The 18,007-nt window shown below is 68.8% G+C and carries 19 protein-coding genes; 2 read left to right on the top strand and 17 right to left on the bottom strand.

Features of this window, described 5'->3' with window-relative positions:
- Positions 1–77: 77 nt before the first annotated feature.
- The 16 genes from BLS74_RS07710 to BLS74_RS07785 form a co-directional block, all read right to left on the bottom strand.
- A complete protein-coding gene (locus tag BLS74_RS07710) occupies positions 78–1,676 on the bottom strand; it encodes an ABC transporter ATP-binding protein (RefSeq protein WP_093104254.1) in 1,599 nt (532 codons plus the stop codon).
- Positions 1,677–1,684: 8 nt separating this feature from the next.
- A complete protein-coding gene (locus tag BLS74_RS07715; RefSeq protein ID WP_093104255.1) occupies positions 1,685–2,383 on the bottom strand; it encodes a biuret amidohydrolase in 699 nt (232 codons plus the stop codon).
- Positions 2,380–3,384: a formamidase gene (locus BLS74_RS07720; RefSeq protein ID WP_093104257.1), complete on the bottom strand. Its 1,005-nt coding sequence runs from the start codon at positions 3,382–3,384 to the stop codon at positions 2,380–2,382. The genes BLS74_RS07715 and BLS74_RS07720 overlap by 4 nt, the downstream gene beginning before the upstream one ends.
- A 15-nt stretch (positions 3,385–3,399) precedes the next feature.
- The gene (locus tag BLS74_RS07725) at positions 3,400–4,320 is read right to left on the bottom strand and encodes an ABC transporter permease (protein WP_093104259.1); all 921 of its coding nucleotides are present in this window, start codon (positions 4,318–4,320) and stop codon (positions 3,400–3,402) included.
- Positions 4,317–5,396: an ABC transporter permease gene (locus BLS74_RS07730; RefSeq protein WP_093104658.1), complete on the bottom strand. Its 1,080-nt coding sequence runs from the start codon at positions 5,394–5,396 to the stop codon at positions 4,317–4,319. Before BLS74_RS07730 ends, BLS74_RS07725 begins: the two co-directional genes overlap by 4 nt.
- A gap of 114 nt (positions 5,397–5,510) precedes the next feature.
- Positions 5,511–6,626 carry a BMP family ABC transporter substrate-binding protein gene (locus BLS74_RS07735; protein ID WP_093104261.1) on the bottom strand — a complete coding sequence of 372 codons (1,116 nt, stop codon included), beginning with the start codon at positions 6,624–6,626 and terminating at the stop codon, positions 5,511–5,513.
- Positions 6,627–6,665: 39 nt separating this feature from the next.
- Positions 6,666–7,046 (bottom strand): oxalurate catabolism protein HpxZ, encoded by a 381-nt coding sequence (hpxZ, locus tag BLS74_RS07740; protein ID WP_093104659.1) that lies wholly within the window; start codon positions 7,044–7,046, stop codon positions 6,666–6,668.
- An 11-nt stretch (positions 7,047–7,057) separates the two neighbouring features.
- Complete coding sequence (locus BLS74_RS07745) at positions 7,058–8,485, bottom strand: AtzE family amidohydrolase (RefSeq protein ID WP_093104262.1); 1,428 nt, start codon at positions 8,483–8,485, stop codon at positions 7,058–7,060.
- Positions 8,482–8,688 carry an AtzG-like protein gene (locus BLS74_RS07750; protein WP_093104264.1) on the bottom strand — a complete coding sequence of 69 codons (207 nt, stop codon included), beginning with the start codon at positions 8,686–8,688 and terminating at the stop codon, positions 8,482–8,484. Before BLS74_RS07750 ends, BLS74_RS07745 begins: the two co-directional genes overlap by 4 nt.
- Positions 8,685–9,518 (bottom strand): ABC transporter ATP-binding protein, encoded by an 834-nt coding sequence (locus BLS74_RS07755; RefSeq protein WP_093104266.1) that lies wholly within the window; start codon positions 9,516–9,518, stop codon positions 8,685–8,687. The genes BLS74_RS07750 and BLS74_RS07755 overlap by 4 nt, the downstream gene beginning before the upstream one ends.
- Positions 9,515–10,345: an ABC transporter permease gene (locus BLS74_RS07760; protein WP_093104268.1), complete on the bottom strand. Its 831-nt coding sequence runs from the start codon at positions 10,343–10,345 to the stop codon at positions 9,515–9,517. Before BLS74_RS07760 ends, BLS74_RS07755 begins: the two co-directional genes overlap by 4 nt.
- A gap of 2 nt (positions 10,346–10,347) precedes the next feature.
- Entirely contained in the window at positions 10,348–11,349 is a 1,002-nt protein-coding gene (locus tag BLS74_RS07765; protein ID WP_093104269.1) for an ABC transporter substrate-binding protein, read from the bottom strand.
- The gene (atzF, locus tag BLS74_RS07770; protein ID WP_093104661.1) at positions 11,346–13,076 is read right to left on the bottom strand and encodes an allophanate hydrolase; all 1,731 of its coding nucleotides are present in this window, start codon (positions 13,074–13,076) and stop codon (positions 11,346–11,348) included. Before atzF ends, BLS74_RS07765 begins: the two co-directional genes overlap by 4 nt.
- A gap of 84 nt (positions 13,077–13,160) precedes the next feature.
- Entirely contained in the window at positions 13,161–13,532 is a 372-nt protein-coding gene (locus tag BLS74_RS07775) for an Atu4866 domain-containing protein (protein WP_244503791.1), read from the bottom strand.
- A gap of 14 nt (positions 13,533–13,546) precedes the next feature.
- Entirely contained in the window at positions 13,547–14,137 is a 591-nt protein-coding gene (locus BLS74_RS07780; protein ID WP_093104270.1) for an SDR family oxidoreductase, read from the bottom strand.
- Positions 14,138–14,244: 107 nt separating this feature from the next.
- Positions 14,245–14,688: a nuclear transport factor 2 family protein gene (locus tag BLS74_RS07785; protein WP_093104272.1), complete on the bottom strand. Its 444-nt coding sequence runs from the start codon at positions 14,686–14,688 to the stop codon at positions 14,245–14,247.
- Between the two features lie 113 nt (positions 14,689–14,801).
- Here BLS74_RS07785 and BLS74_RS07790 point away from each other — a divergent pair, with 113 nt between their 5' ends.
- Positions 14,802–15,785: an NAD-dependent epimerase/dehydratase family protein gene (locus BLS74_RS07790; RefSeq protein WP_093104274.1), complete on the top strand. Its 984-nt coding sequence runs from the start codon at positions 14,802–14,804 to the stop codon at positions 15,783–15,785.
- 12 nt (positions 15,786–15,797) lie between these two features.
- Here BLS74_RS07790 and BLS74_RS07795 read toward each other — a convergent pair whose 3' ends face one another.
- Complete coding sequence (locus BLS74_RS07795; protein ID WP_093104275.1) at positions 15,798–16,631, bottom strand: M48 family metallopeptidase; 834 nt, start codon at positions 16,629–16,631, stop codon at positions 15,798–15,800.
- A 35-nt stretch (positions 16,632–16,666) separates the two neighbouring features.
- On the opposite strand from BLS74_RS07795, the gene BLS74_RS07800 reads away from it, so the two are divergent.
- Positions 16,667–17,998 (top strand): AmpG family muropeptide MFS transporter, encoded by a 1,332-nt coding sequence (locus BLS74_RS07800; protein WP_093104277.1) that lies wholly within the window; start codon positions 16,667–16,669, stop codon positions 17,996–17,998.
- Positions 17,999–18,007 lie beyond the last annotated feature (9 nt).

An 18,007-nucleotide genomic window follows, 5' to 3' on the forward strand; every position in this document is an offset into this window, starting at 1 on the left:
CAGCGACGGTTCAAAGGCCCAAGGGCCCCGACCCCAACCCTCCCCCAAAGGGGGAGGGAGCAAGAGCAAGACCGCACTCATGCGTGATGCCCCCCACCCATATGCGCTCCCAACACATGCCGCTCCGCAGAAGCCGCGGAGGTTTCGAACACGATCCGTCCTTCGCTCATCACGACGATCCGGTCTGCCAGTTCCAGCAGCTCGTCGAGGTCTTCGCTGATGAGCAGCACGCCGCCGCCCTTCTGCCGCACCTGCACGATGCGGCCGTGGATCTCCCGCACGGCGGCGAAGTCCAGCCCGAACACGGGATTGGCGGCAATCAGCACGTTGATGTCGCCGGCCAGCTCGCGGGCCAGTACGGCGCGCTGCACATTGCCGCCCGAGAGACTGCGGATCGGCGCGCCCTCGCCCTGGGTCTTCACACCGTACTCGGCAATCCACTCGCGCGCCCGGCTGCGCCAGGCCGGAAAATTCAACACGCCGCCGCGCGCCAGCGGCGGCTGGTCGAAGTCGCGCAGCGCCATGTTCTCCGCCACGCTGAGATCGCCGACGCAGGCGTTGCGCAAGGGCTCCTCGGGCAGGCTGCGCAGCTTCAGGCGCCGGTTCTCCTCGCGCCGTGCAGCGTATGGCTCGCCCATCACGGTCACGCGGCCTGCGAGCCGCGGGCGCTGGCCGACCAGCGCCTCGACCAGCTCGCGCTGGCCGTTGCCCGAGACGCCGGCCACGCCGAGGATCTCGCCCGCGCGCACGGCGAGGCTCAGGTCGTGCACGGCCAGCGTGCCGCGGTCGCCCTGCGCCTGCAGGCCCTCGACCTGCAAGGCGATGGGCGCGTCCGCCGCCGTCTCCTTCATCGCATGCAGCGCCCGGCCGACCGGCGCTGCGGTGTCGCTCTCGGGCGGCGGAGCCTCGCCTTCGCCCATCATCGCGGCGGCCAGCCGGCGGGGGTCGGTGTCGGCCACGCGGCAGTGATGCACGGCTTTCCCGCGCCGCAGCACCGTCACGCTGTCGGCATAGGCCATCACCTCGCGGAACTTGTGCGTGATGATGAGCACGGTGCACAGGCCGCTCTGCGCGAAATCGCGCACATGGCCCAGCACCTCGTCGGCCTCCTGCGGGGTCAGTACCGAGGTCGGCTCGTCGAGGATCAGGAGGCGCGGCTTCAGGTAGAGCTGCTTCAGGAGCTCCAGCTTCTGCTTCTCGCCGGCCGCGAGCTCGGAGGGCCGCCGGTCGAGGTCGAGGCTAAAGGGCGTGGTGGCCAGAAAGGCCTCGAGCTCTGCGCGCTTGCGTTTCCAGTCGATCAAGGCCGGCGTCTTGCCGCCGGCCAGCAACAGGTTCTCGGCCACCGTCATGCCGGGCGCCAGCGTGAAGTGCTGGTAGACCATGCCGATGCCGAGCGCGCGCGCCACCACCGGGTTGGCGATCTCCTGCTCGCGCCCATCGATCAGGATGCTGCCCTCCTCTGCGCGCTGGTAGCCCGCCACGCACTTGACCAGCGTGCTCTTGCCGGCGCCGTTCTCGCCCAGCAGCGCATGCACCGTGCCGGGCTCGACCCGCATCGTGACGCTGTCCATCGCGGTGAAGCTGCCGAAGCGCTTGGTCAGCTGGTAGGTGTCGAGCGCGAGCGCGCCGGTGGCGGCCGGCAGCGCGCCGATGGGTTGAAGTGAGGCATCGGCCATGCTCTGCCTCACATCGAAGCCAACGCATCGAGCAGCGCGCCCGAATGCGCATGCGCGCCGAACACGCCGCCCTGCATCGTGATCATTTTCAAGGCTGCGAGATGGTTGCCGTGGTCAGTCGCGGCCGTGCAGTCCGACAGCAGCAGGCATTCGAAGCCGCGGTCGTTGGCGTCGCGCATCGTCGTGTGCACGCACACGTCGGTCGTGATGCCGGCCAGGATCAGGTTCTCGATGTCGCGCGTGCGCAGCACCAGCTCGAGATCGGTGGCGTAGAAGGAGCCCTTGCCGGGCTTGTCGATCACCACCTCGCCCTCGATCGGCGCAAGCGCGGGAATGATCTCCCAGCCCGGCTCGCCGCGCACCAGGATGCGGCCGCAGGGGCCGTCGTCGCCGATGCCCACGCCGCCGGCGCCGATCTGGCGCGAGCGCCAGCGCTTGTTGGCCGGCAGGTCGGCCAGGTCGCGGCGATGGCCCTCGCGCGTGTGGATGATGTGGAAGCCGAGTGGCCGCAGGCGCGCCAGCGTGCGCGCGATCGGCGCGATCGGCACCTGCACGAGCGACAGGTCGTAGCCCATCACGTCGACGTATCCGCCCTTGCCGCAGAAATCGGTCTGCATGTCGATCACGATCAGCGCGGTGTTGTCGGGCCGCAGTGCGCCGTTGTAGGGCCAGCGATAGGGCTCGGCCGCGACGTAGCGTTCGTTCATAAGGCCTCCGGTCCCTTGTAGCTGCGCTCCGGCGGCTCGAAGCCGAAGCCGCTGCCGTCCTTCACTTTCACCTCATCGCTCCACGGCAGCTTGTAGCGGCCGGCCGCCATGTCCTGCATGTAGGTGTAGGGGCAGTCCTGTGCGCCGCCTTTCACCGCGACGTAGCCGCGGTGGTAGAGCTGGTAGATGTTGTTCTCCACGCCCCAGCCGGTGCGGGCCTCGCGCGCCAGGTCGGGCCGGAGCTCGGCGGTGATGATCTCGTCGGGCCGGCCGCCGCCCTCCACCAGCACGGTGCCGTCGAAGTTGCAGAACATGCCCTCGCCCATCGAGTCGAAGGTGCCGTCGCTGCCGCACATGCAGACGCTCGCGGTGTACGCGAGATTGCAAAAGGCGTTGGCCTGGTTGGTGATGCGCCAGGCGTGGCGGATCGGCGCCGTGTAGCCCGCTGTGCGGACGATGATCTCGGCGCCCTTGTACGCGGCCTCGCGCGCCATCTCAGGCAGCATGCCGTCGTGGCAGATGATCAGGGCCAGCTTGCTGCCCTTGGGCCCGTCGCACACTGGCACGCCGATGTTGCCGGGCTCCCAGGGTTCGACCGGCACCCACGGATGCATCTTGCGGTAGTAGAGGCGCAGGGCGCCCTGGTCGTCGATGATCAGGCCGCTGTTGTAGGGATTGCCGCCGGGGTTGGCTTCCATGATCGAGAAGCAGCCCCAGATCCTGTTGTCGATGCAGGCCTTCTTGAAGGCCGCCACCTCGGGCCCGTCGAGCGAACACATGATCTCGGGCGCGGTGTCCATCGAAAGGCCGTGCAGCGCGTATTCCGGGAACACCACCAGGTCCATGGTCCCCTGGTTGCGCCGCGCCTTGGCCACCAGCTCGCAGATGCGCTGCGTCTGCGCCGCGAGATCGGCCTTGGTCTTGACGACCGGCAGCTGCAGCTGCACCAGCCCGAGCACGACGCCGTTCTCCGATTTGTTGAGACCACCCAGACCGCTCATCGCTTGGTTCCTTTCTCAGCGGGTCGACGACAGCTCGCCGGGACTGCCTGCCGCCACGCTGCCCGGCTTGCAGGTCAGCACCAGGATCACCAGCGTCAGCACATAGGGCACCGTGTTGAAGAGGTGGTAGCCCCAGCCCACGCCGATCGATTGCAGCGCCGGCCCGATGGCGCCGGCACCGCCGAAGAGCAGCGCCGCGCCGATGCAGCGCAGCGGACTCCAGCGAGCGAAGATGACCAGCGCCACTGCGATCAGCCCCTGCCCGCTCGAGATGCCCTCGTTCCAGCTGCCCGGATAGAAGAGCGTGAGCGAGGCTCCACCGAGCCCGGCGATAAAGCCGCCCGCCGTGGTGGCCGCGATGCGCAGCCCCGCGACCGAATAGCCGAGCGCACGCGTTGCATTGGCCGAGTCGCCCGCCATGCGCACCAGCAAGCCGATGCGCGTGCGCGCAAAAGCCCACCACAGCAGCAGCGCGAGCGCGATGCCGATCGGCACCAGAGCGTTGACCTGCAGCGCCGAGCGCACCACCGGGTTGTCGCTCCAGTCGCCGAGCGGAATCGCCGGCAGCTGCGGCGCCTGCGGCTGGATCAGCGGCTTGCCGAGGTAGAACGCGAGCCCGGTGCCGAGCAGCATCAGCGCAATGCCGGTCGCAACGTCGTTGACGCGGTCGAGCGAGCACAAGAGGCCATGCAGCAGCGCCAGCAGCGCACCGGCCGCGGCGCCGATCAGCACGCCGAGCCAGGCCGAGCCGGTGAGCCAGGCGCCGCCGAAGGAGGCCATGGCCGACAGCACGAGCACGCCTTCGAGGCCGAGGTTGATGCGGCCCGATTTCTCGGTCAGGCATTCGCCGAGGCTCACGAAGAGAAAAGGTGCGCCGACGCGCAAGGCGCCGCCGACGATGCCGGCCACAAGTGCGATCCATTGGTCGGCGGTCATACCGGCTCCTTGCGCATCTGCGGCTCGGCGGGACGCGGCATGCGGTTCTTGAGCAGCGTCTTCCAGTCGACCATGCGCAGCCCCTCGCTCGCAAGAATCAGCACGAAGGCGATGCCCTGCAGCACCAGCACCGACGCATCGGGCAGGCCGAGCCGCCGCTGCAGCAGGCTGCCCGCGGCGCCGAAGCCGCCGAACAAGATCGCCACCGGAATCACGGCCACCGGGTTGTGGCGCGCAATGAAGGACACCAGGATGCCGGCATAGCCGTAGCCCGCGATCAGCGAGGCGTTGGCGTTGGTGTGAACCGCCGCGACTTCGACCGCGCCGGCCACGCCGGCACAGGCGCCGCCGAGGCCGCAAGCGGCGAGGATCAGCCGGTTCGCGGGCAGCCCGACCAGCTGCGCGGTGCGCGGATTGCCGCCCACCACCCGCACCGCAAAGCCCGAGGCCGTGGCGCGCAGCCACAGCCCCGAGGCCACGCAGGCCACGATGCCGATCGCGAGCCCCCAATGCACGTCCGAGCCGCCGATGCCGCCGATGGCCAGCCCCTCCGCGAGCGAGCGCGTGGCCGGCTTGTTGAGGCTGGCAGGATCGCGCAGCGCGCCCTCGACCCAATGCTTGAAAAGCCCGATGGCGACATAGGCCAAGAGCAGGCTGCTGATGGTTTCGTTGATGCCGCGGTACTGGCGCAACCAGCCGGCCAGCGCGATCCACAGCGCACCGGCCAGCGCGCCGGCGAGGCACAGGGCTACGGTGCCGATCGCATTGCCCGGCAGCGGCAGCGCATAAGGCAAGGCCGCGCAGGCCAGGCCGCCCAGCACCAGCGCGCCCTCGCCGCCGATCACGACCAGGCCGGCGCGCGCGGGGATCGCGACGCACAGCGCGGTGAGCATCAGCGGCGCGGCGCGCTGCAAGGTGTTCTGCCACGAGAACCAGTCGCCGAAGGCGCCCTTGAAGAGGATGACCCAGACCTCCAGCGGACTCACGCCGGCGAACCAGACGAAAACGCCGAACAGCAGCAGCGCCGCCGCGATGGCGAACACCGGGAGGGCGGCTTCTTTCAAGGCGTTGGGCATGATCATTGATGCAGGTTGCCGGCCGCCGCCGGGCCGCCCCAGGGCGGCCGGGCCTCCCCCTCGGGGGGTGGAGTTACACGAGCGCAGCGAGTGGAAAGCCGGGGGGCAAACATTTCAGCCGATCGAGCCGACGACGCCTTCCACGAGGTAGTTCATCTTCTCGAGCTCGAGGTCGGTCTGCTTGAGCGCCTTGCCGGCGGGGATGACGACCACGCCCTTGTTGTCCTTCAACCCGCCCTGGAAGATGTCGAAAGTCCCGGCGATCATCTTGGCCTTGATCTCGTCGGCGTTCTTCTTGGCCGCGTCGCTCACCATCGGTCCGTAGGTCGAGGTTTTCACGTAGCCCTCCTTCAAGCCGCCGCGCAGGAAGTTGGGATGCGGCTTGCCGGCCTGCGCCGCTTCGATGATGGTCTTGTAGGCCGTGAGCCAGTTCCACTCGGCGCCGGTGAGGTAGGCGTTGGGCGCCAGCTTGGCCTGGCTCGCGTGGTAGCCGCAGACCATCTTGCCGCGCTTGGCCGCGGTCTCGACCACCACCTTGGGGCCGTCGACGTGCATCGTGAAGACATCGCAGCCCTGGTCGGCCAGGCTGTTGGTGGCCTCGGCTTCCTTGACGGCCATCGACCAGTCGCCGGTGAAGATCACGCTGCAGGTGATGCCGGGCTTGACCGAGCGCGCGCCCATGGTGAAGGCATTGATGTTGCGCAGCACCTGCGGAATGGGCTTGGCCGCGACGAAGGCGATCTTGTTGCTCTTGGTCATGTGGCCGGCGATCACGCCGTTCAAGTACTGGCACTCGTCGATGTAGCCGAAGAAGCTGCCGGCGTTCTTCGGATGCTTGCCTTCGGACCAGAGGCCGCCGCAGTGCGAGAAGCGCACGTCGGGGTTCTTCGGTGCCACGGCCAGGATGTGCGGATCGAAGTAGCCGAAGGAGGTGGGGAACAGCAGCTTGGCGCCGTCCTGCGCGATCATGCCGGTCATGGTCTTCTGCACGGCCGCGGTCTCGGGCACGTTCTCTTCTTCCACCAGCTTGATGCCGGGCATCTTCTTGAGCTCGGCCGCGGCCTGCGCATGCGCCTGGTTGTAGCCGTAGTCGTCGCGCGGGCCGACGTAGATCACGCCCACGGTCAGCGGCTTCTGCGCGCTCGCCAGCGCGCTCCAGCCGCCGAGCGTGGTGGCGGAGGCAAGTGCGGCGAGGGACTTGAGGGAATCGCGGCGGTTGAACTGGCTCATGGTTGCTCCTGGAAGTAGGTGGGGACTGGGAGGGATTGATCAGGCAAGCAGGCTCACGTGCGCGGCCACCACGCGCCAGCCCTGGTCGGTGCGCATCCAGGTCTGGCTCTGGCGTCCCGTCTTCGCGCTGCCTTCGCGGCGGAACTCGATGTTGGCGGTGGCGAAGTCGCGGCCATAGGTGGTGATCGCGGTGCGCAGCACGTCGCGTGCCAGGCCCTGCGAGGGCCGCGCGGCGCGGAAGGCCTGGATTTCTTCGTAGCCGTAGAGGTTCTCGGTCGCGCCGTAGCGCAGCGTGTGCGGGCTGTTCCAGAACAGTTCGTCGAGCACCTCGACCTTGTTGTGGACCAGCGCGTCTTCGTAGCGCGCGAAGGCGGTCGTCACTTCGGCCAGCACGTCGGGGAGGTTGATCTCGGGCGTCATCGTGTCGTTCTTCACGAGAGGGTGGCGACGGGCGACTGCACCACGCCGGCCGATTCGAGCGCGGCGGCCACGCGCAGCACCAGGTCTTCGCGCCAGGGCGCGGCGATCACCTGTACGCCGATCGGCAGGCTCGCATGTGCGCCCCACACCGGCACGGCGCACACCGGCAGGCCGATGCACGAGATGGGCTGGGTCAGCACGCCCATGTTGGGCCGCACCTGCGCGCGCTGGCCGTTGAGCTCGAACCATTCGGCGCCGATGGGCGTGGCGGCGCAGGGCGTGGCCGCGGCGAGCAGGATGTCGAAGCGCTCGAAGACCCGCGCTGCCTGCTCGGCATAGAGGCGCCGCACGCGCTGCGCGCGCGCCACCCAGGCGGCCGGCAGCAGCGCGCCGGCCAGGAAACGGTCGCGCGAGAGCGGCTCGAAGTCCTGCGCGCGCGTGCGCAGATCGCTCAGGTGCAGCGCTGCGCCTTCCGAGTTGGTGATCAGGAAAGCGGCGGCGCGCCCGGCCTCGACCATCGGCAGCTCGACGGTGCGGCTCGCGCCCAGTGCCTGGGCCACGGCGTCGACCGCGGCGAGCGCCTCGGGCTGTGCGCGCTGCCGGAACCAGCCGCCGAGCACACCGACGCGCAGGCCCTGCACGCCGCGCGACAGCAGGTTGGCGACCGGCTCCACGGCGCGCTGGGCGCAGCCGGGGTCGCGCGGCGCCAGTCGTTCCGGTCCCTGCATGGCGTCGTAGGCCAGTGCCAGGTCGCGCACCGAACGTGCAAAGGGCCCGAGGTGGTCCAGGCTCGAGACGAAGGGATAGCTGCCGGTGCGCGGCAGCCGGCCGAATGTGGGCTTGAGCCCGAACACGCCGTTGAGCGAAGCGGGCACGCGGATCGAGCCGTTGGTGTCGGAGCCGAGCGCGAGCGCCACCTGGCCGGCGGCCACCGCGGCGCCGGAGCCGCCAGAGGAGCCGCCGGCGATGCGGTCGAGGTCATGCGGGTTGTGGGTCGCGCCGACATGGCTGTTCTCGGTCGTGAAGCCGTAGGCGTACTCGTCCATGTTGAGCGCGCCGACCAGCACCGCGCCGGCGCTTTCGAGGCGGCGCACCAGCGTCGCGTCGCTGCGAGCGGGCATGCGGTCGCGCTCGATCTTCGAGCCGGCCAGTGTCGGCAGGCCGGCGACGTCGAACAGGTTCTTGACCGCGAACGGCACGCCGAGCAGCGGCAGCTCGCGCGTGCGCACGCCGTGCGCGGAGGCCAGCGAGGCATCGACCTGGCCGGCGCGGCGCAGCGCGCGCTCGCGGACCACCTCGGTGAAGGCGTTGACGCGGCCATCGGTCGCGGCGATGCGGTCCAGGCTGGCCTGCGCCAGCGCGACCGCGCTCACCGCGCCCGAGCGCACCGCCTGCGCCATCACGGCGGCATCCTGCAGCAGCAGGGCGGCGGGTGTCATGCGCCGGGCTCCGGGGGTACGACCGGCGAGAAGTGGACGGCCGGTTCTGCGTGCGGGTCCAGCGGCACGGCCTCCACCACCTCCGCGAATTCGCCCGCGAGCGCGAAGTAGCGCAGCACGCCGGCGCGATGGTCGGGCCGCAGCTTCAGATCGAGCGCGGCCGCCGCGGCATCGACGTAAGCCTCGATCTGCCTGGGTGTCATCGTCTCACCTCGCGTTGGAAGATCTCGAGGCTCAGCTTCTTGGTGCTGATGAAACTCGGCGCGCTCAGCGTCTCCAGCGTGCGCGGGCGCGCATCGGCGTAGTCGAGGATCTCGGCCACCCGGGTCGGCCGCTTGGTGAGCAGCAGCACCTGGTCGGCCAGGTACACCGCCTCTTCCAGGTCGTGCGAGACCAGCAGCATCGTGGTGCCGGTTTGCATGAAGACTTCCTGCAGTTTCTCGCGGATGAAGAGCGTCATCTCGAAGTCGAGCGCGGAGAAGGGCTCGTCGAGGAACAGCACCTCGGGATTCGGTGCCAGCGCGCGCATGATCGAGGCCGTCTGCTGCTGGCCGCCCGAGAGCTCGTACGGATAGCGGTGCAGATCGAACTTGACGTCGAAGGAAGCGACCAGTTCCGCCATGCGCCGGTCGACCTCGGCCTTGGAGCGGCCTTCGAGCTTGAGCGGGTAGGCGATGTTGTCGATGGTGCGCATCCAGGGGAACATCGCTTCGCGGTAGTTCTGGAACACGTAGCCGATCTTGGTGTCTTTCAGCGACTTGCCGTCGAACAGGATCTCGCCCGAGTCGATCGGAATCAGCCCCGCGATCATGTTGATCAGGGTCGACTTGCCGCAGCCGTTGGGCCCGAAGACCGAGACGATCCGGTTCTTCGGAATGTCGAGGTCGAAGTTCTCGTACAGCGGCCAGCCTGCGAAGTACTTGGTGAGGCCGCGGATCGTGATGTGTGTGCCGGCCGGGCCGGGCGCGAAGACGGGCTTCGGCACATCGGCATACACCGGGCCGTTGATGACGGTGTCGGTGGCAGCTCTCATCTTCCGCTCCAGTGCACGATGCGGCGTTCTGCGAGCAGGAAGAGGATGTTGAGCGCATAGCCCAGCGCGCCCGCCGCGAGGATCGCCGCGTACATGCTCTTGACGTTGAGCACCTGCTGCGCATCGATGATGCGGTGGCCCAGGCCGTTGTCGGAACCGATGAACATCTCGGCCACGATCACGATCACCAACGCCATCGAGACTGCCGAGCGCAGGCCGACGAAAGAAGGCTGCAGGCTCTCCCACACCAGCACGTCCTTGAAGATCTGCCAGCGCGAGGCGCCCATCACGCGCGCTGCCATCACGCGCTGCTTGCGCGCGTTGATCACGCCGTAGGCGCTGTTGAACACCACGATCAGCAGCGCGCCGAAGGCCGCGATGGCCACCTTGTTGACGTCGGACACGCCGAAAATCAGGAGGAACAGCGGGATCAGCGCCGACGACGGCGTGGAGCGGAAGAAGTCGATCAGGAACTCGACGCTGCGATAGGCCTTCTCGTTGCTGCCGAGCAAGACGCCCAGCGGCACGCCGATGGCCGCCGCGATCAGGAAGGCCTGCAGCGTGCGCCAGACCGTGACCGCGAAATCCATCAGCAGCGGGCCGCCCGCCAGGCCGGTGACCAGCGCCGCGATGGTGTCGGCCGGCGTCGGCAGCAGGATCGGCTTGATGAAGCCGAGCCGCACCACCAGGTCCCAGAGGATGAACAGCACGATGGGGCCGATGGCGGGTAGCCACTTGCTCCATGACGACTTCTTCGGCGCGGCAGCGGCCGCGGCGCCGGCGGTCCATGGCGTGGCAGCCGCGGGGCTGGTGCTCGTGGTGGCCATGATCAGCCCTTGTAGAGCAAGCCGTCCACCGGCACCTTCTTCTCGAAGATGCCTTTCTCGGTGAACAGGTCGTAGAACTTCTGGAAGTAGGCGACGTCGCTGGGCTTGAACTCGTTGTAGAGCATGTACGAAGCCAGCGGCACCTCGGCCGTGAGCGCACCCTCGATCGCGGTGTAGCCCTTCATGTGTTGCCGCGCGTCCCCGGGCTTGGTGCGCACCAGCTCGACGCCGCGCGCGTAGGCGGCGATGAATTTCTTTGCCGCTTCGGGATTCTTCTTGATGAATTCGGTGGTCAGGCTGGCGGCGCCGCCATGCCACGGCGCCATCGGGTCGCCGAGGATGTACTTGGCGACAACGCCGGCCTCGATCACGCGCGTGGTGCCGTTCATGCGGCCGACCGTGCCCGTGGGCTCCAGTGTGTAGCAGGCATCGACTTGGCCTGCGACCAGCGATGCGACGTGCTGGCCGATCGGCAGTTCGGAGACCATCGCGCCGGTGGCGCCGGCGCGCTCCAGCATCGTCTTGCACAAGGTCATGTTCTGGATGCCGGGACCGGAGGCGACCTTCTTGCCCTTGAGCTCGGCCATGGTCTTGATCGGGCTGTCCTTGGCGACGATGAACTCGTCGAGCACGAACTTGGCGTTGCTCGGGTTGGTGCAGAAGATCTTGAACAGGCCGGGCTGCGCGATCTCGCCGATGGCGAGGTTGGCCGAGCCGGTGCCGTTGGAGCTGCCGTCGGAGCGGCCGGAGAGCATCGCTTCCATCACCTGCTGCGCGCCGGCGAACTTGAGCGGCTCGACCTCGAGGCCGGCTTCCTTGAAGTAGCCGCGATCGATGGCCGCGAAGAAGGGCAGCCCCGCCGCCACCGGCCAATAGCCGATGCGGATCTTCGGCGCGGCCTGGGCCAGCACCAGCGAGGGCGCGGCGAGCGCGGCGATGCCCGCGGCGCCGGCTTGCAGCACACGTCGTCGCGACGCGGCGGGTATCGAGTTGACGATGCTCATGGAACACTCCTTGTCGTTGCCTTGCGGGACTCGATGTAGCGGCGCCAGCCGCCCAGATGCGTGATGTCTTCGGCGCCTTCGAGCGCCAGCCCTTCGCAGAGAAAGCCTTGCACGCTGCTGCCGTCGGCCAGCGCCAGGGTGCCGATGCCGAGCGGCGCCGGAATCAGCGACACGAAGGAGCCGTAGTGCGCGAGCGGCATCTGCCACACCTCGACCGCGATCGCCGCACCTTTCGTGCCCGGCACGCGCACCAGTCCGGGCTTGGGCGGCACCGTGCCGGGCAAGGCGTAGAGGCGGTAGTGCGGCGCGGTCGCCGTCTGCGCCACGAGCGTGGCGCCGCGCTCCGTCAGCTGGCCGTTCAGCGGCATGCCCGACAGGTGTGCGCCGACCACCGCGAGCCTGACCATAGGCTCGGCCGCGATCAGCGGCAGCGCCTCGGGCGCGGGCAGCGGTGCACCGGTCGCGCCCAGCGGCACGCCGGTGGCGTGGTGGAAGCGCTGGCCCAGTTCGGCCAGCTGGAAGTCGCTGCCCGAGCGTCCGATCAGTGTGATGCCGAAGGGCAGGCCGTCCTCGCGCAGGCTGCTCGGCACCGAGATCGCCGCATAGTCGAGCAAGTTCACGAAGTTGGTGTATTCACCCAGGTTGCGGTTGAGCGCCACCGGCGCGGCCTGCATCGCGTCGGTCGTGTAGTGCGCGGGCGCGGTGGGCACCAGCAGCACGTCGATGTCGCGCCACATCGCGGCCGCGCGCTGGCCGAGTGCGTGCAGCTTCGCGCGCGCATCGACGAAGTCGGCCGCGCTGTAGCGCCGGCCCGCGGCCAGGATGCCGCGCACCGGCTCGATCACTTCGCTTTCATGCGCGTCGAAGAAGCCGCGGACGGCGGCATAGCGCTCGGCGACCAGCGCGCTGTCGTAGAGCAGCGCGGCGGCTTCGGCCAGCGGCGCGTAGTCGATCGCCACCGGCGTGCCGCCCAGGGCCTGCATCTGCGCGACGGCGCGTTCGAAGGCGACCGCCGACAGCGCATCGCCGAAGAAGCGCGGCGCCGAGGGCAGGCCGAAGCGGAAGCCCGCGGGCAAGGGTTCGGCGGCGAGCTTCAACTCGCGCGAATAGGGATCTTCGGCATCGAAGCCCATCGCCGCCTGCAGCACGCGCGCGGCCAGGCCCACGGTCCTTGCGAAGATCGACACGCAATCGACGCTCTGCGCCGCCGGTACCACACCGCGCGCGCTGATCAGGCCGCGCGAGGGCTTGATGCCGACGATGTTGTTGAGCCCGGCCGGCACCCGGCCCGAGCCCGCGGTGTCGGTGCCCAGGGCGAAGTCGACCTGGCCGGTGGCGACCACGTAGGCCGAGCCGGAGCTCGAGCCGCCCGACACGTAGCGCGCATCGAAGCTGTTGGGCACGGCGCCATAGGGCGAACGGGTGCCGTTCAGGCCGCAGGCGAACTGGTCGAGATTGGTCTTGCCGGCGAGGCTTGCACCGGCATCGAGCAGCCGCTGCACCACATGCGCGTGGGTGGCCGGCGTATAGGCGAAGGCAGGACAGGCCGCCGTGGTCGGCATGCCGGCAGCGTCGATGTTGTCCTTGGCGGCGAAGCTGAGGCCGGTGAGCGGCCCCTCGGCCGCGCCGGACAACGGCGGGTCGAGCCGCGCGATCCATGCCTGCGCGGCCCCTCCGTTCACTTGGTCTGACACCTCGCCGCGAAGCGAGGCCTTTTCATGCACCATCATCAAGCATCCTGTCTTGTGTACAAGACGAGATGCAAATGGCGTGCCAGCGGAATGCGGCGCAAGGCCGCTGTCCTGGTTGGGCTAGCGCTTGTGCTCGCGGTACAGCACCATGCCCGCGTGGTAGAGCACGCCGTCACGGAACTCGCCGTCGGCGGTGAAGCCGGTGTCGTCCACGTAGTCGATGTGATCGCCGGCGAGCACATAGCGGCCCTGATAGGCGCTCTTGCGATTGCCGCGCGCCTCGTCGTAGCGTCCGCCGGGCAGGAGCTCGTGGCGGATGTAGCCGTCCTTGGTCACCCACATGCCGGCGTAGGCGTTCTGGTCGTTCGATCGGTTGTCGGTGGTCGTCATTGCCTTGGGTCCTTGAATCGAGTCGGGGGCGCGTTGCGCGTCGGCGGGCGGCGCCGTCATGACGCCCATGGCGAGGCCGAGCAGAAGCAGATGGCTGTGCATGGTCGGGCTCCTTTTCAGTGGGGGCTCGCCGTCGGGCGCGCGATGATTTCGCTGGCGTCCACGTCCTCCGGCTGCTCGATCGCAAAGGCGATGGCGCGCGCGATGGCCGTGGGCGACTCGGTCAGGCCCGGCGAGATCACGGTGACGCGGATGTCGCCGCCCGCCTCCTGGCGCAGCCGTTCGGAGATCGCGTGCACCGCGAACCTGGAGGCGCAATAGACGAACTGCCCGCAGCCCTGCGCGCGCATGCGCGGCAGGCCGGCGGCGATGCCGTGCAGCACACCGCGCACGTTGACGTCGAGCATGCGGTCCCACTCGTCGACCTTGAGTCCGGCGTTGTTGACGATCACGTCGACGCGGCCGAAAGCCTCGGTCGCCTCGTCGATGAAACACTGCATGCTGGCGCGCCGCGTGACGTCGAGCGCCTGGTAGCGCGCCGAACCGCCGGCTTCGACGATCTCATTGGCGAGCGCATTCAGCCGGCCGATGCGGCGGGCCCCGAGCAGCACGCGCGCGCCGCGCTGTGCCAGGAGCCTGGCGGTGGCTTCGCCGATGCCGCTGCTCGCGCCGGTGATGGCGACGACTTTTCCTTCGATTCCTGACATGTTGCGTTCCTTGGCTGCGGGGGAGTGGAACGAAGTCTAGGAACGAGGGAGCATGAGGCGGTAGCCGATTCGCCCGCGCTTCTTGCCTGATCCTGCAAGGCGCAGCTTCAGAGCACGGACAGCGGCTCGAACGCAACGCCCTGGCCAGCGGCCTGCCTGATCGGCTCCGGGTCGACGCCGGAGCGCAACGCGCGCAGCAGCGCGGTGTCCATGTAGACGCGCTCCTCGGCGATCTTGCCGTCCCTCAGCCGAAACTTGTCGACACCGCGCCAGTCGAAGCGCTTGCCGCCGACCTGGCGCGTGCACTGCCATTCGATGATCACGATGTCGCCGCGCGAGCTCCAGTCCAGGAGCTGCCAGACGAGGTCGGGCGTGGCCTCCCGCTGCACGTCGTTCAGGCGCCCGAGCTCCTTGCCGGCAATGGGGCGATCGACCAGCGGCGTGCGCAGCACCCCGTCCGGATGCCAGAGCGCGAGAAAGGCCTCGCCATCCCTCGCGGCCCATGCGGCGGCGAATTGGGTGATGAAATCCTGGATCTCTGCGTCGGTCATGGATCGGCTCGCTTTCGTTGTAATGACGCAGCGATGATCGCGAAGTGCGGTGCACTTGCCCGGCCATATCCGGACATCATCATCCGAACGCAAGAATTCATGAAAGGTCTACCGTGAAGATTCTCGTGACCGGCAGTTCCGGCCACCTCGGCGAGGCGCTGATGCGCAGCCTGCAGGCCACGACGCACGAGGCAGTCGGCATCGACGCGCTGGCGTCGCCGTACACACGCCATGTCGGTTCGATCGCGGACCGCGCGCTCGTGGCCCGCTGCATGCGGGGCGTCGATGCCGTGCTCCACACCGCGACACTGCACAAGCCCCACGTGGCCACGCACAGCCGCCAGGACTTCGTCGACACCAACATCACGGGCACGCTGAACCTGCTGGAAGAAGCGGCAGCCGCAGGCGTCGGCGCCTTCGTCTTCACCAGCACCACCAGCGCCTTCGGCCGTGCGCTGACGCCGCCGCCGGGCGCGCCGGCGGCCTGGGTCACCGAGGACGTGGCGCCGGTGCCGAAGAACATCTACGGCGCCACCAAGGTCGCGGCCGAGGACCTGTGCGAACTGTTCCAGCGCCAGCAGGGGCTGCCCTGCATCGTGCTGCGGACCTCGCGCTTCTTTCCCGAGGAGGATGACCAGCGGCATGTTCGCGAACGCTACGAGGACGCGAACGCGAAGGTCAACGAGTTCCTGCATCGCCGGGTCGACGTGGAGGACGTGGTCGAGGCGCACCTGCTCGCCATCGACCGCGCGGCCGGGATCGGCTTCGGCCGCTACATCATCAGCGCGAGCTCGCCCTTCACGCGCGAGGACTTGCCGACGCTGCGCACCGACCTGCCCGCGGTGGTGGCACGCCACGTGCCGCAGTTCGAGGCCGAGTACGCGCGGCGCGGGTGGCGCATGTTCCCGGAGATCGACCGCGTCTACGTCAACGATCGCGCACGCGCCGAGCTCGGCTGGCAACCGCGCCACGACTTCCAGGCGGTCATCGAACGCCTTCGCACCGGTGGCGACCATCGCAGCGCGCTGGCGCAGGCGATCGGCTCCAAGGGCTACCACGCGACCGTCTTCGCGGACGGCCCCTATCCGGTGGAATAGCTCGAAGACAGCTCAGCCGCGCTTCGCCGCGCGGTAGAGCCCTTCGACCTTGGGCACGTTGGCCTCGAGCTTGGCGATGCGGTCCGGCCCGCTCGGGTGTGTCGAGAGAAAGTTCAGCCCGCCCTGGTTCTTCGAGGCCTGCGCCATCTTGTTCCACAGCGAGATCGAAGCCTTCGGGTCGTAGCCGGCGCGCGCGGCGAGTTCGAGCCCGACCAGGTCGGCATCGGTCTCGTCGCTGCGGCTGAACTTGAGCGTGAGCAGTTGCGTGCCGGCCCGCGCCGCAAGGTCGCCGGCCTGCCCGAGGCCCAGCAGCTGGGCCGTGATCGACAGCGCGGCGCCCGTGCCCGCGCTCTTGGCCAGGCGGGCGCGCGCATGCTCGCGCAGCGCATGCGCCATCTCGTGGCCCATCACGATCGCGACCTCGTCGTCGCTGAGCTTGAGCTGGTCGAGGATGCCAGTGAAGAAGGCGATCTTGCCGCCCGGCATGCAGAAGGCGTTGATCTGCTTGCTGCCGATCAGATTGAGCTCCCACTTCCAGCGCGCGGCGCGCTCGTTCCATTGCGCTGCGAACGGGATGATGCGTGCCGAGATGGCGTGCAGGCGCTGCAGCTGAGCATTGCCCTCGCCGGCCAGCGCACCCTTGGCCCTGGCCTGCGCCATCAGCTCGCCGTATTGCTGCACGCCGGCCTGCTCGACGTTCTCGGCCGGCACCAGGTTGCGCGCCACCGAGGACTTGCCGACCTCGACCTGCGCGAGCGCCGGTGTCACCGCGGCCGCGCCCGCAGCCAGCAGAAATGCGCGGCGGGCTTGCCAGGTTCCGGAGCGAGAAGTGCAGCGCAAACACATGCGGGAATAATAAGAGAGTCCAAAGACCCTCATTCATGTCCGCACCCCCGGCTGACGAAGCCTCTCCTGCCCTGCCTTGGCGCGACGCGCTCAAGGTTTATCTCGAACCGGCCACGCTGCGCATGCTCGCGCTGGGCTTCTCCGCGGGCCTGCCTCTGCTGCTGGTGCTGGGCACGCTGAGCTTCCGGCTGCGCGAGGCGGGCATCGACCGCACCACCATCGGCTACCTGAGCTGGGTCGGCCTGGCCTATGGCTTCAAGTGGGTGTGGGCGCCGCTGGTGGACCGGCTGCCGATCCCGCCGCTGACCACGCTGCTCGGGCGCCGCCGCGGCTGGCTGCTGCTGGCGCAGGCGATAGTGATCGCCGGCATCGTCGGCATGGCTTTCAACGACCCGCGCGCCGGGCTCGCGCCGCTCGTCTGGTGCGCGCTGCTGGTGGCTTTCGGCTCGGCCACGCAGGACATCGCGCTCGACGCCTTCCGCATCGAATCGGCCGCCACGCGCAAGCAGGCCGCGCTGGCGGCGGCCTACCAGACCGGCTACCGGCTGGCGATGATCTGGGCCGGCGCCGGCGTGCTGTGGATCGCGGCCTGGGCCGAGATCGCCGGCGCCGCGGGCTACCAGAACGGCGCCTGGAAGGCCGCCTACCTCGTGATGGCGGCTTCGATGGCGGTGGGCGTGATCACGGTGCTGCTGTCGCCCGAGCCGGTGCGCGTGGCGCTGCCGAAGGCGAAGAACGCGGCCGAGTGGCTGCAAAGCGTGCTGATCGAGCCCTTTGCCGACTTCATCCGCCGCTACAAGTGGCAGGCCGCGCTGATCCTCGCGCTGATCGCGGTCTACCGCATCAGCGACGTGGTGATGGGCATCATGGCCAACCCCTTCTACGTCGACATGGGTTTCACCAAGGACGAGGTGGCGACGGTCAGCAAGATCTACGGCGTGGTGATGACGCTGGCCGGCGCCTTCGTCGGCGGCGTGCTGTCGATGCGCTTCGGCGTGATGCGCGTGCTGATGCTGGGCGCGGTGCTGAGCGCCGCGAGCAACCTGCTGTTCGCCTGGCTAGGAACGCGCGGGCACGACCTCACCGGCCTGGTGCTGGTGGTCTCGGCCGACAACCTGGCCGGCGGCATTGCATCGGCCGCCTTCATTGCCTACCTGTCGAGCCTGACCAACATCAGCTACTCGGCCACGCAGTACGCGCTGTTCAGCTCCCTGATGCTGCTCTTGCCCAAGTTCATTGCCGGCTACTCGGGCGTCTTCGTCGACCACTACGGCTACAGCGCCTTCTTCATCGGCACCGCGGCGCTGGGTGCGCCGGTGCTGCTGCTGGTGGCGCTGGCCTCTCGAGCCTTCAAATCGGCGCCATAATGACTCCAT

The sequence above is a fragment of the Variovorax sp. CF079 genome (assembly GCF_900101545.1).
Classification (GTDB): domain Bacteria; phylum Pseudomonadota; class Gammaproteobacteria; order Burkholderiales; family Burkholderiaceae_C; genus Variovorax.